The sequence below is a fragment of the Arsukibacterium tuosuense genome, assembly GCF_900215315.1.
GTDB lineage: Bacteria > Pseudomonadota > Gammaproteobacteria > Enterobacterales > Alteromonadaceae > Alishewanella > Alishewanella tuosuense.
This window is the reverse complement of sequence record NZ_OBEB01000004.1, coordinates 113,169-125,961: the sequence shown is the minus strand read 5'-3', so window position 1 is coordinate 125,961 and position 12,793 is coordinate 113,169. Positions and strand designations below refer to the sequence as shown.

Annotated in this window: 11 protein-coding genes; 4 read left to right on the top strand and 7 right to left on the bottom strand. The window is 48.9% G+C overall.

Annotation, left to right across the window (positions count from 1 at the left end; genetic code table 11):
- Positions 1-122: 122 nt before the first annotated feature.
- The 7 genes from pstB to CRO03_RS09425 all read right to left on the bottom strand — a co-directional run bounded on the left by pstB (position 123) and on the right by CRO03_RS09425 (position 8,039).
- Positions 123-908 (bottom strand): phosphate ABC transporter ATP-binding protein PstB, encoded by a 786-nt coding sequence (gene pstB, locus CRO03_RS09455; RefSeq protein ID WP_097111663.1) that lies wholly within the window; start codon positions 906-908, stop codon positions 123-125.
- Positions 909-1,005: 97 nt separating this feature from the next.
- Positions 1,006-2,382 carry a phosphate ABC transporter permease PstA gene (pstA, locus tag CRO03_RS09450; protein ID WP_097111662.1) on the bottom strand — a complete coding sequence of 459 codons (1,377 nt, stop codon included), beginning with the start codon at positions 2,380-2,382 and terminating at the stop codon, positions 1,006-1,008.
- Between the two features lie 18 nt (positions 2,383-2,400).
- Positions 2,401-3,798 (bottom strand): phosphate ABC transporter permease subunit PstC, encoded by a 1,398-nt coding sequence (pstC, locus tag CRO03_RS09445; RefSeq protein WP_097111392.1) that lies wholly within the window; start codon positions 3,796-3,798, stop codon positions 2,401-2,403.
- A gap of 169 nt (positions 3,799-3,967) precedes the next feature.
- Positions 3,968-4,996, bottom strand: coding sequence for a substrate-binding domain-containing protein (locus CRO03_RS09440; protein ID WP_097111391.1), 1,029 nt, complete (start codon positions 4,994-4,996; stop codon positions 3,968-3,970).
- A 120-nt stretch (positions 4,997-5,116) separates the two neighbouring features.
- Entirely contained in the window at positions 5,117-6,748 is a 1,632-nt protein-coding gene (locus CRO03_RS09435; RefSeq protein WP_097111390.1) for a methyl-accepting chemotaxis protein, read from the bottom strand.
- Positions 6,749-6,903: 155 nt separating this feature from the next.
- Positions 6,904-7,125, bottom strand: a complete 222-nt coding sequence (locus tag CRO03_RS09430; protein WP_097111389.1) for a hypothetical protein — start codon at positions 7,123-7,125, stop codon at positions 6,904-6,906.
- 221 nt (positions 7,126-7,346) lie between these two features.
- Positions 7,347-8,039 (bottom strand): phosphate signaling complex PhoU family protein, encoded by a 693-nt coding sequence (locus CRO03_RS09425; protein ID WP_097111388.1) that lies wholly within the window; start codon positions 8,037-8,039, stop codon positions 7,347-7,349.
- Between the two features lie 199 nt (positions 8,040-8,238).
- Between CRO03_RS09425 and CRO03_RS09420 the strand changes: the two genes are divergently transcribed.
- Genes CRO03_RS09420 through CRO03_RS09405 form a run of 4 tightly spaced genes read left to right on the top strand, consistent with a single transcriptional unit; the run spans position 8,239 to position 12,787 of the window.
- Complete coding sequence (locus tag CRO03_RS09420; RefSeq protein ID WP_097111387.1) at positions 8,239-8,583, top strand: metalloregulator ArsR/SmtB family transcription factor; 345 nt, start codon at positions 8,239-8,241, stop codon at positions 8,581-8,583.
- 18 nt (positions 8,584-8,601) lie between these two features.
- Complete coding sequence (locus tag CRO03_RS09415) at positions 8,602-9,612, top strand: ArsJ-associated glyceraldehyde-3-phosphate dehydrogenase (RefSeq protein WP_097111386.1); 1,011 nt, start codon at positions 8,602-8,604, stop codon at positions 9,610-9,612.
- Positions 9,613-9,614: 2 nt separating this feature from the next.
- The gene (arsJ, locus tag CRO03_RS09410) at positions 9,615-10,823 is read left to right on the top strand and encodes an organoarsenical effux MFS transporter ArsJ (protein WP_170948990.1); all 1,209 of its coding nucleotides are present in this window, start codon (positions 9,615-9,617) and stop codon (positions 10,821-10,823) included.
- A 50-nt stretch (positions 10,824-10,873) separates the two neighbouring features.
- Entirely contained in the window at positions 10,874-12,787 is a 1,914-nt protein-coding gene (locus tag CRO03_RS09405; protein ID WP_097111385.1) for a putative bifunctional diguanylate cyclase/phosphodiesterase, read from the top strand.
- Positions 12,788-12,793 lie beyond the last annotated feature (6 nt).

Below are 12,793 nucleotides of genomic sequence, written 5' to 3'. Positions count from 1 at the left end.
ATGGCAAGGCCTTTTTAGCAAAAGTATTTATCAACTTAAGCAGAAATCCAGCAGATCAGCAATTTAGCCAATAAAAAAAGGAGCCCAGGCTCCTTTTTTATTAGCTATTAATGATCACAGACTTAACCATAGCGGCCGGTAATATAGTCTTCGGTTCTTTTATTTTTAGGGTTGGTAAACACTTCGTTAGTGGCACCGATTTCAATTAAGTCACCGAGGTGGAAAAACGCAGTACGGTCTGAGACGCGCGCGGCCTGCTGCATATTGTGGGTAACTATTACAATAGTAAAGTTTTGTTTTAACTCATCAATCAGCTCTTCGATAATCGAAGTCGCGATAGGGTCCAGTGCCGAACAGGGCTCATCCATTAAAATGACATCCGGGCTGACCGCAATACTGCGGGCAATACACAAGCGCTGTTGCTGACCACCGGATAAACCGGTGCCGGGCTGGTCCAGCCGGTCTTTTACTTCATTCCATAGACCGGCACGGCGTAAGCTCGACTCAACCACATCATCCAGCTCTGATTTGCGGCTGGCCAGGCCGTGCAGCCGTGGGCCATAGGCAATATTCTCGTAGATAGATTTAGGAAACGGGTTGGGTTTTTGAAACACCATGCCAACCTGTGCCCGCAGCTGCACCACATCCAGGGTCGGGTCATAAATATCGCGGCCATCCATCTTAATACTGCCGGTTACCCGGCAAATATCAATAGTGTCGTTCATTCGGTTCAGACAACGTAAAAAGGTCGACTTACCGCAACCAGAAGGGCCGATAAAAGCGATAACTTCGTTTTCAATGACATCAAGATTAACGCCATGAATAGCTTCATTGTCGCCGTAAAATACTTTGACGTCGCGGGCTGTCATTTTTACCTTGCCGCTGCTGTTGGTCTCAATTGCTGTCATCGCTAAATCCGCCTTAGTTACACCGTGTAAGGTTACATCTTGTTCGGTTAATATTCTTGGTTTTGCTGGGTTATTCATCTTGATTTACCAGCTCTGCTTACCAGCGTTTTTCATATTTTTTGCGCAGCCATATCGCCAGGGCGTTTAATGACAACATTAACGCCAGCAGCACGATAATAGCGGCTGAAGTGCGGGCTTCAAAGAAGTTACGTAGCTCATTGCCCTGCCACAGGAAAATTTGTACCGGCAGCGCAGTTGACTGTTCAAATGGCCCGGTTGGTACCTGCGCCACAAAAGATTTCATGCCTATCAGCAACAGTGGCGCTGCTTCGCCAAGTGCCTGCGCGACACCCAGGATTGCACCGGTTAAAATGCCCGGTACCGCCAGTGGCAACACATGGTGAAAAATTGCCTGCATCTTAGACGCGCCAAGGCCCAGCGCGGCCTGGCGGATAGAAGGCGGTATGGCTTTAAGAGTCGAACGCGTGGCGATAATCACCGTTGGCAAGGTCATTAAACTTAACACCAAGCCGCCGACAATGGGTGCTGACATAGGCAGTTTAAACCAGCCAATAAATACCGCTGCGCCAAGCAGACCAAACACAATAGAAGGCACCGCCGCCAGGTTATTAATGTTTACTTCCACTAAGTCGGTCAGCTTATTCTTAGGGGCAAACTCTTCCAGATAAATGGCAGCAGCCACCCCCATTGGCACGGCCAGGAAAATCACTACCAGCATCATATACAGCGAGCCCATAAAGGCACCTGCTAAACCCGCCGAAGCCAGTGAACTGCGCGAATCCGGGTTCATAAATAACGCGAAACTGAAGCGGTTTTCAATAATGCCCTGCTCAGACAACATCGTCACCCACTCCCGTACTTTCGGGCTTAATTGTTGCTGTGCGTCTGGCAGGCTGCGGTCAATATTGCCTTTTAACCAGACATCGATATTGGCGTCAGTTAACAGATGTACGGTTTTAGTCTGGCCAATAATCTCAGGGTTCTCAATAACCATATCCCGTAATGCATAGCGCTCACCTGAGGTAACAATTCGCGCTGAATCACGCCGATACTTACGTTCTGACGCTTCCGGTATAACGTTAGAAAGGCCTTCCAGAATTAAGCGGTTAAAGTTAACCATACCCACTTCAGACTGCCATTCAATAAAGCGCTGTCGGAAGGCATTTTCAGTTTCATCCGGCTGCTGCACTGGTTTTTCACTGATTTGGATAATTTCCGGGTCAAAGTATATCTCCAGGGTAATAGCCGATTGCCAGAATGCCGGTAACCCTTTGGCAAAGATATTAATAAACAGAATAGCCACCAGGGTCAGGCTGATCACCACCGCCCCAAGACCAACACCTTTGAACAGCTTTTCCTGGCGATGGCGGCGATTCAGTGATCTTGCAACCGTTTGCTGGGTTTTACTCAGCGGTGCCAGGTTCTCTGCCGCTGGATCATTCGCTGGAGTCATATTCATCTCAGTCATAAGTTACTCGTATTGTTCCCGGTATTTACGCACTATCACCAGCGCGACCACGTTAAGCAGTAAGGTAATAACAAACAACGTTAATCCCAGGGCAAAGGCCACCAGTGACTGCGGGCTGGCAAAATCGTTGTCGCCGGTTAACTGGTTAACGATGGTAACGGTAACGGTTGATACCGCTTCAAACGGGTTGGCCGTTAACGTTGGGCTGTTACCGGCAGCCAGTACCACAATCATGGTTTCGCCTATGGCCCGGCTGGCCGCCAGCAATACGGCACCAACAATACCCGGTAAAGCAGCAGGCAACACCACTTTACGCACCGTTTCAGATTTGGTCGCACCCAGTCCGAGCGAGGCATCGCGCAGTGCTTTGGGTACCTGAGTGATAATGTCGTCAGATAGTGAAGAGATAAAAGGGATGATCATGATACCCATAACCACACCGGCAGTAAGGGCTGATGTTGCCCGGATTGTCAGACCAATACTGGCACCAAAGTCGGCTAAAAATGGCCCAACCGTCACAAGGGCAAAAAAGCCATAGACGATGGTGGGAATACCGGCCAGTACTTCTATGATGGGTTTGGCGGTTGCCCGGAAATTAGCAGGCGCATATTCTGCCAGATAAATTGCAACCATTAACCCCAGCGGAATGGCTACGAGCAGCGCAATAGCAGCGACCAGCATAGTGCCTGATAACAGCGGCAATAAACCGAAGCTACCCTGACTACCTGTCAGTGAGCCTTCACTCACCCCTGTTGTCGAAAACCGTGGGTTCCAGGTGGTACCAAAGAAAAAGTCGGCCGGTGGAATAAAGCTGAAGAACTTAATGGTTTCGCCTACCATAGACAACACGATACCAATGGTCGTTAAAATAGCCACCGTCGAGCAGATAATTAATACCGTTTTAACGGTGCGCTCAATCTGGTGGCGAGCGCGCAGCTCTGGCTGAATGCGGTTATAACTGAAAAATAAACCCGCTGCCGCTATCGCTGCCATCAGGCCGGTTAACAACAAGGCGCTGCTGCTTTTTAACTGCTGCATGTAAGCTGCAGCAGCCAGCTCCCATTGCTCAGCTTCAGCCACCACGCCAAAATTGGCAGCAAGGTTACTGATGCGGCGCATAATCACATCAGCGTTCATGCCCTCAGCAGCCAACGCTTCTGCAGGTAATTGCGCTGCTACCATGCTGCTGATCACGCCAGGCGCCAGTAAGGTCCAGAGCACCAGAATGAAAAAAGCCGGGATAACTGCCCACAAGCCGACCATCATGCCGTAATGATGAGGCCTGGAGTGCATTTTTTGCTGTGGGTTAACTGTCGCCACCCTGCGACTGCGTACCATGCCAAGTTGATAGCCTATCGCCATCAACGCCAGCAGCAGTACAATTAACGAAAAATTACTCATGCTTGCTCCATTCGCCAATCCGGGTTATCCCACGGGGATACATACTTCTTTATAAGCCGCGCAAGCTTAACGCGCGCATATTGCAGTTTTATTACAGCTGCTGTCATATTTCTGAAACAGAAAAAGAGGACCTGCTGGCCCTCTTCTTTATATTACTGTGTTGCCGCCGTTACAGCGATTTTTTGGCGCGGATATTCGCCAGTATAGTCGCTCGCTCGTCGTCATCCAGCGGAATTAAACCTGCTGCTTCCAACGGGCTGCCAAAGCCAGAGGCCGCGTCAGAAACAAAGTATTCAGCAAATTCTTTTAAACCCGGGATAACGCCGATGTGCTCGCCTTTAACATAGAAAAATAATGGCCGTGATACCGGGTACACTCCATCGATAATATTATCAACGGTCGGCTCAACACCATTAACGGTTGCCACTTTAATCCGGTCGCGGTTGGCTTCATAGAAACTTAAACCAAATACGCCTACGGCATTTTTCTGTGCCTGCAGCCTGGCCAGTGTTTCGGTATAATCACCAGCAATTTCAACTACGCTACCATCGGTACGCATGGCTAAACAAAAGTTGTTTTGCTCAGCTTTAGGTAGTGCCTGTACTTCAGCAAAACTTTTACAACCGTCAATAATCACTTTTTCTTCGTAAACTTCACGGGTGCCGTGGTTAGAACCGGGGATGGCCAGTAAAATTGTCTGGTCTGGCAAAGACTTATCAATTTGCTGCCAATTAGTATAAGGGTTCGCTACCATTTTACCGTTTTGTGGTACTTGCGCAGCCTGGGCCAGAAACACATGCTCCGGCTTTAATTTGAAAATACCGGCATCAATCCGAGAGGCAAATACGATACCATCATAGCCAATTTTGACTTCGACAATTTCTTTGACGCCGTTCTCTTTACAGGCTGCTACTTCCGCCGGACGAATTTTCCGTGATGAGTTGGCAATATCGATGGTGTTGGTACCCACACCCTGACAGAATTGACGCAGGCCACCTGATGAACCGCCTGAACCCACTACCGGAGTACGGAACTGCGCAAAGTTATTACCAAATTCTTCAGCAGCAATAGAAGAGAACGGCAATACAGTAGATGAACCCGCTACCTGCACGGTATCACGATTCGCATGGGCCTGACCTGCAAATGCCAGGCTGACAGCTGAAGCTACAATCAGTTTGGTAAGCTTATTCATTTTCATTAGGTGGATCCTCGGCTAAAGATATGCATTTAATGTAGACCATTATGCGATACTTTTATTGCAGTAATATGACAATCATCTGAAACCATGGCTAGTGGCAGCCGCTAAACCGGCTACTGGCTAAACTTTAAAAGCCTGACAGCTCTGTGACAGTTGTTTTGCCAGCACGTTTAACTGCTCACTGGCCCCGGATGAGCGTTCAGCCCCACTGTTAAGCTGGCGGATATCATCATTTAACATGGTAATGCTGTCAGCAATAGCGGTTGCAACCTGCTGTTGCTCATCCGTTGCTACCGAGATCTCAGCATTTAACTGCACAATTTGTTTTACCGCACCGGCAATTTGCCGGAACATCTGATCGGTCTGCCGCGATTGGCCCACACTTTCGCTGGCCTGAGTTGCGGCCTGCTCCATAGCCGTCACCGCTGAATCAGCTTGTTGTTGCAGTTGAGTAATCATAGTGCGGATTGATTCTGTCGCTTGCTGGGTATTGGCTGACAACATCCGAACTTCATCTGCAACCACTGAAAACCCCCGCCCTGCTTCACCGGCTCTGGCCGCTTCTATTGCCGCATTTAGCGCCAGTAAATTGGTTTGCTCCGAAATTTTCCGGATCACCTCCAGCACGCTGGATATTTGGGTACTGTCCTGTTGTAACTGGCTGATCACTGTACTGGCTTGCAACATTTTTTGTTCCAGCTGCTCAGTCGTGGCCATGCTGCTGGCTGCAACCAGGCTGCCGTCATGACTATACTGCTCGGCCTGCTCAGCACGGCTGGCAGCGCTGCGGCCATTTTCTGCAACCTGACGAATCGCCATACTCATTTGTTCAACGGCCGCAGCAACCTGACTAACCTGCTCGGTTTGACGGGCTGAACCATTGCTGACTTCCTCACTCACGGCAGAAACCTGCTCTGACTGCTGACTCAATGCTTCAGCACTGGTACCGAGGTTGCGGATTAGCTCAGCAAAAGACTGTAACATGGTATTTAGTGCCTGAGCCGCCTGGGCTATCTCATCTTTACCCTGGTCGTGGGCCCGTAACCGCAAATCTGATTGTCGGGCAACCTGCAGCAGCAAACCGCGCAAGCCATTCAACGGCATGGATACAGAGCGTTGAATAGCCAGTATCAGGCCAGCAATCGCTAACAACAATAGCAAGCCACCAAACAGGTACGCTTTTAACAGCGTATCGGTAAAATTAACCGACTGATCCCGCACTACCGCCGCTGCTGCAATTTGCTGCTGAATAAAGGCATCGGCCAAATCAGTAAAACCGGTTATCCGGCGTTCTATTTCACCATTAATTGTCGACTCATTTAAAATACGAACCAGTAACGCATCGCTACCGGCAAACGCCAGCCACTCTTCATATTGCTTAACCGCCCCGGCGAATGCCTCGTCCAGTGCCTGGTAACTATTTTCCTCGTCGGGCACTGGTCGTGCTGCCGTAAAACTTTGCCAATGCTGTTGCGCCTGTTCCATTTGCGCCAGTACAGCAGTCCGGGTGTTATCCGCCGAAGCCCAACCGGTACGATACTTGCGTATCTCAACTAAACCCTGCTGCTGGATAAGTTTTTGGGCGCTCATGACATCTGACAAGATCACCAGATGCTGATCATATAATTGATGAAACAGTTTATCTTTGGTCTGGGCCGCCCAGTAGCTTGCCCCCAGCACCATTGCCAGTAGTAATAATGGCAACAGGCCAAGTAATAAAATTCGTTGGGAAATATTCAATCTGGACAACATAGGGATATCTCAGGCAGCTTTTATTGGCTGAGGATACGTGCCATTAATGACAATTTTATGACATGGAATAAAGTTGGCCGGCAGCCATTACAGAGCTATGTTTAGCGCATAAAAAACCCACCTTGCTGGTGGGTTTTATAAAATAGCCGGTCGGCTCATTTTTGATCCTTAGTTAACGCTACTCTCTTAGTTGGTGGGTTTAACCAAACCACATGGCCAGTATGCGGTGAAGTGCGGGTTAAACTATTTGCTTCTGTCAGCCGGTCATTATCGACGACATAAGTATACTGTTGTTTACTCAGGCTTGAACAACCGCTTAAGCCGATAATTGCTACTGCTGCTAACGCTGTTACTACGTGGTTTTTGTTAATTTTCATTGTTGTACTCCTGCTACGTCTTACCCAGACTATAGTCAGCACAACGCCGGCTGTCTAGCATATTTTTATTACAGTTTAGTGAAGGTTGGAAATAATTTTTTATTTTTTTATCTCATTGTTTTTTAAATACTTTTTAAGGTGTCAGCAATAAGTAGACCGTCATAATAACGACATATTTATTACATATTTGTTAATTGATACTTTTAGACCCTGACCAGGGGTTAACGGGGGCGCCGGGGTTGCAGTTCAACCCGCGATGACTGACCACTGCTGACTTTAGCCATAAACACAGCTTGTTTAGCCAGATTAACACTGTGCTCGGCAATCCGTTCCAGTGCTCTGGCCACCCAGTCAACACCCAATGCCGTATCCACCTGCCCAGCCTGGTTGACATTATTCGCCAGGTTACTACGCAAAATGGCGCCGTAACATCGATTGACGGTTGCTGCCAGACTAAGCGCCTGTTCAGCTTTAGCACTTCCGGGTTGCTGTAATGCTGACAGGGCGAGAGCCAGCATGGTGCCAACCGGCTCAGCCAGGGTGCTGATCGCTTCAAGCTGCTTTATCGATGGTTTTGCCGCTGTGTTCAGCAATACCTGTTGGGCAATTTGCGCATTTTGATTGCAAATTTGCTCAATATCACTGATCGCTTTTAGCAAGGCCAGCACCAACCTTAGATCGCGGTCGCTTGCAGTATGACTCAGCATATCCAGACAATGATCGTCCATATCCAGCTCAAAATCATGGGCTCGCTGCAACTGGCTCAGTACTTGTTGCGCCAACTGACTGTTAACGTTCTGATACGCCGTTATTGCCTGCTCAAATTGCTGTAACGCCAGACTACTGATGGCCTGCAAACGTTGTCTGGCCCGGTCCATTTCAGCGCTGAAACCCTGCTGGTTATTGTCGGACATATCGGGCTCCTCTGACTAAAATAATGCTGCGCCCTAAGGGCGCCACAATTCAGCGGCATCTTAACGCTGCGACTGCTCAGGGTAAAGTTAAGCTTAGTTATTGCACTGCACCTTTAAACAGATTGACTAAACAGATTGACATATGAAAAATTGAATATATGATTATTCGCATATTTCATTCACCTATTCAGACAAGCCTATGTTTTCACCCCTGGTATTTTACAAGGCGCTGGCCGATGACACCCGCTTAAAAAGCTTACTGTTAATCACGCAGCAGCAAGAACTGTGTGTCTGTGAGCTGATGACAGCACTGGAGCAAAGCCAGCCAAAAATCTCCCGTCATTTAGCTCAGCTGCGTAATGCCAATATTCTGCAAGACCGACGCAGCGGCCAGTGGGTGTTTTATTCGCTGCATCCACAGCTGCCAGCCTGGGCACATCAGGTATTGCAACAAACGCTGCTGGCCAACCAGCCCTATCTGGCACCTTGCCAGCAACAACTCACTCTGGTATCACAACGGCCTGCTGAGCAAGGCTGCTGCTAAGATTAAAAGGAAAGCATCATGAGCATTAAAGTTGGTATTAACGGTTTTGGCCGGATTGGCCGTCTGGCGCTGCGCGCCGCATTCGACTGGCCTGAATTGGAGTTTGTGCAGATTAACGACCCGGCCGCTGATGCGGCTACTCATGCTCACCTGCTGAATTTTGACTCAGTGCATGGCATCTGGCGCCATAATGCCAGCGCCGAAGGCAGCAATATCCTGATCAATGGTAAAACTATTAAGGTCAGCCACAATAAAGCGATCAGCGATACTGACTGGTCGGGCTGCGATATAGTGATTGAAGCCTCCGGCAAAATGAAAACCGTGGCTGTACTTCAGGATTATCTGCAGCAAGGGGTAAAGCGGGTGGTTGTCAGCGCACCGGTAAAAGAAGCCGGTGCCTTAAATGTGGTTATGGGGGTTAATCATCAGCTGTACGATAAAGACACCCACCAGATAGTGACAGCGGCCAGTTGCACCACTAATTGTCTGGCACCGGTGGTTAAAGTTATTCACGAACAGTTGGGAATTAAGCATGGCTCTATTACCACCATTCACGATTTAACCAATACCCAAAGCATAATGGACACCCCACACAAGGACTTGCGTCGGGCCCGTGCCTGCGGTACCAGCCTAATTCCCACCACTACCGGCTCGGCCACGGCCATTGTTGAAATTTTCCCGGAACTCAAAGGCCGCTTAAATGGCCATGCCGTGCGGGTGCCGCTGACCAACGCTTCATTAACTGACTGTGTATTTGAAGTCGAGCGGCCAACCACGGCTGAAGAAGTGAACGCTATGTTCAAAGCAGCGGCAGAGGGCGAATTAAAAGATATTCTGGGCTATGAAACCCGGCCACTGGTATCTATTGATTATAAAACCGACCCACGCTCCAGCATTATTGATGCCCTCAGTACCATGGTAATTAATGGTACCCAGGTTAAAATATATGCCTGGTACGACAATGAATGGGGCTATGCCAACCGCACGGTCGAGCTGGCGAAAATGGTCGGACTACAGGACCAGGCTTAATTATGGGACTGGCAGCACTTTCACCGGCAGTACGTCAGTATTTACTGGTAACCGGTAACTACTGGGCCTTTACCCTGACCGATGGCGCGCTGCGAATGTTGGTAGTGCTGCACTTTTACAGCCTGGGCTACAGCGGCCTTAGCATTGCCATGCTGTTTTTGTTTTATGAGATTTTCGGGGTCATAACCAACCTGGTGGGGGGCTGGCTGGGGGCAAAAATTGGTTTAAACAAAACCATGAATATTGGTTTATTCCTGCAAATTATCGCGCTATCAATGCTGCTGTTACCTGCTGAATATCTGATTGTGCCCTGGGTTATGGCGGCTCAGGCTTTATCAGGCATTGCCAAAGATTTAAACAAAATGAGTGCGAAAAGCAGCATTAAAATGCTGGTCTCCAGTGAAGCGCAGGGCACGTTGTTTAAATGGGTAGCGTTGCTGACCGGTTCAAAAAATGCCCTGAAAGGCCTGGGTTTTTTTATTGGCGGTTTATTACTGAGTTTAGTTGGCTTCCAGCTTGCCATTTTATGCATGGCGGTAATGTTATTGCTGGTTTGGCTGCTGAGTTTACTTAAGTTAACCCAGGATTTAGGCAAAAGCAGCGCCAAACCAAAATTCAGTGAAATGTTGTCTAAAAGCCGGGCTATTAATATTTTATCCGCGGCCCGCATGCTGTTATTCGGCGCCCGCGATGTCTGGTTTGTGATTGCCCTGCCACTTTTTTTAGCCAGTCAGTTGGGTTGGGACCACTGGACTGTCGGCGGTTTTCTGGCACTGTGGGTAATAGGTTATGGCGGCGTTCAGAGTATCGCGCCACTGCTGCTGGGTAAAAGCAACATACCTGATGGCAAAACGGTGGCACTATGGGCTTTACTGCTGTGCGCTATTCCGGGGCTGATTGCCATTGCCCTGACAGCAAACTGGCACATTGAGCTGGCGCTGCTTGGTGGTTTAATGCTGTTTGGGGCGGTGTTTGCCATTAATTCATCTGTACACAGTTATTTAATTGTCAGCTATGCCAAAAGTGACGGCGTATCGATGGATGTTGGTTTTTACTATATGGCCAATGCTATGGGCCGCTTGCTCGGTACCGTGTTGTCAGGCTGGCTTTATCAGAGCGCGGGTTTAATCACCTGCCTTTGGGTATCCAGCGCTATGCTGGTACTGACTGTATTTATTTCCAGAATGCTGCCGGCAATTCGCACAACATAAAAAAACCGGCTACAGTAAAGTAACCCGATAAATGTGTAGTATCGATTTGAATGCCGGATAACCCAGAATTCACTCAATCTTTCGTTGTTAACCACCCCGAGCAACGCAATAAGCTGCGCACCAAGCGTTTACTGCAAATAATAGGCCTTACCTTATTTGGTCTGGTGTTGGCCGTAGCGGTAGCTACCGGCAGCACTAAGTGGGTACTGCTGGGTGGATGCTGTGCTCTAGGTCTGGCTGCCCTGCTGGCATATCAACGCCGGGTAGTTGCCGCCACATATATCCTGTTATGGGCGATGTGCTTAATGTTGTCTGCCCTGGCCTATATTTCTGGTGGCATTCGTGATTTAGCTTTGCTGGGCTATCCTGGCGTATTGGTATTTGCGGCAATGTTGGGCAATGGCAGGCTTTTTTTCTCGTTAATCAGTTTTATGCTGGCTTTTTGTGCCGTGCTGACTTACCTGGCAACCAGTGGCATTGTAATGCCGGTTATTCCGGCGATCAGTGCAGCGCACTTCGTGTTTATTGGCGCTATTTTAATGGTCACCGGTGGCTGTGTGTATTTGCTGTACCGGGACCAGCAACGTCTGATGCACTCGCTGCAAAGCGAAAACCACCGGGTAAAACAGAGCCAGGCGCATATTGAACATCTGGCATTACATGACCCCCTTACTGCCTTACCTAACCGGGTATATTGCCAACAACATTTCCAACGCTTATATGGCGAATGCCTGGCTAATGCCCAGCGGCTGGCGGTGGTATTTCTAGATTTGGATAACTTTAAACCGGTAAATGATTCGCTGGGCCACGCAGCAGGCGATTTACTGCTGCAGCAACTGGCCCGGCGGCTGGAAAACCTGCTGACTGAAAACGACATATTATGTCGTTTTGGCGGCGATGAGTTTTTATTGTTGCTACCCGGCTTTAGCAGCAATGAAGCATTGGCTGCCAAAGCCAGTGCCTTGCTGCAGCAAACCACAGCGCCATTTTTTATTATGCAAAACCAGATAGAAATCTCTGGCTCAGTCGGGATTGCTATCGCCCCGGAGGATGGCAACGAATTCAGTGAAATATGCAAACATGCCGATATGGCTATGTTTCAGGCAAAAGCCGATGGCCGCAATGTCTACCGGTTTTATCATGACGAATTAAACAAGGCCAGCATTGATAAATTCAACCTGCTGCAGTTAATGCGCAAAGCATTAAAGAACAATGAATTTCAATTATATTATCAGCCGAAACTGCAGCTGAGCGATCAGCGGGTCATCGGTGCTGAGGCGTTACTGCGCTGGCCACAAGCCGATGGCAGTATGATTAGCCCGGATGAGTTTATCCCGCTGGCAGAAAGCAGTGGCCTGATCGTCGAAATTGGGCAATGGGTGTTACAACAAGCCTGTCTTGCCTGCAGTCGCTGGCAGCAACAGGGTTATGATTTAACCATCGCAGTTAATTTATCAACCGTCCAGTTTCGGGACGGCAAACTGGAGCAACAGGTCCAACAAGCACTTACTGCGGCCGCTCTGCCTGCCCATTCGCTGGAAATGGAGTTAACAGAGTCATTATTAATCGGCGAAGGCGACAATATTGCTCAGCAACTCTCAGCGTTGCATCAACTAGGGATCCGCATATCCATCGACGACTTTGGCACCGGTTACTCTAACCTCGGCTATTTACGCCGGTTTAATGCCAGCCGGCTGAAAATTGATAAGTCATTTATTTTGTCTCTCTGCTTATCAGAGCGGGACGAACCTCTGGTGCGGGCTATTATTCAGATGAGCAAAAGCCTGGGCCTGAAAACCGTGGCAGAAGGCATCGAAGACAGTGCCACCGCAGCGCAGCTGGCCCTGCTGGGTTGCGACGAAGGCCAGGGCTTTTACTGGGCCAAACCCTTACCTGAAACTGACTTTCTGGGGTATGTCAGTGCAGAACTGATGAATGAAGCCAGAACAACAAAACCTGATTAAGCATTG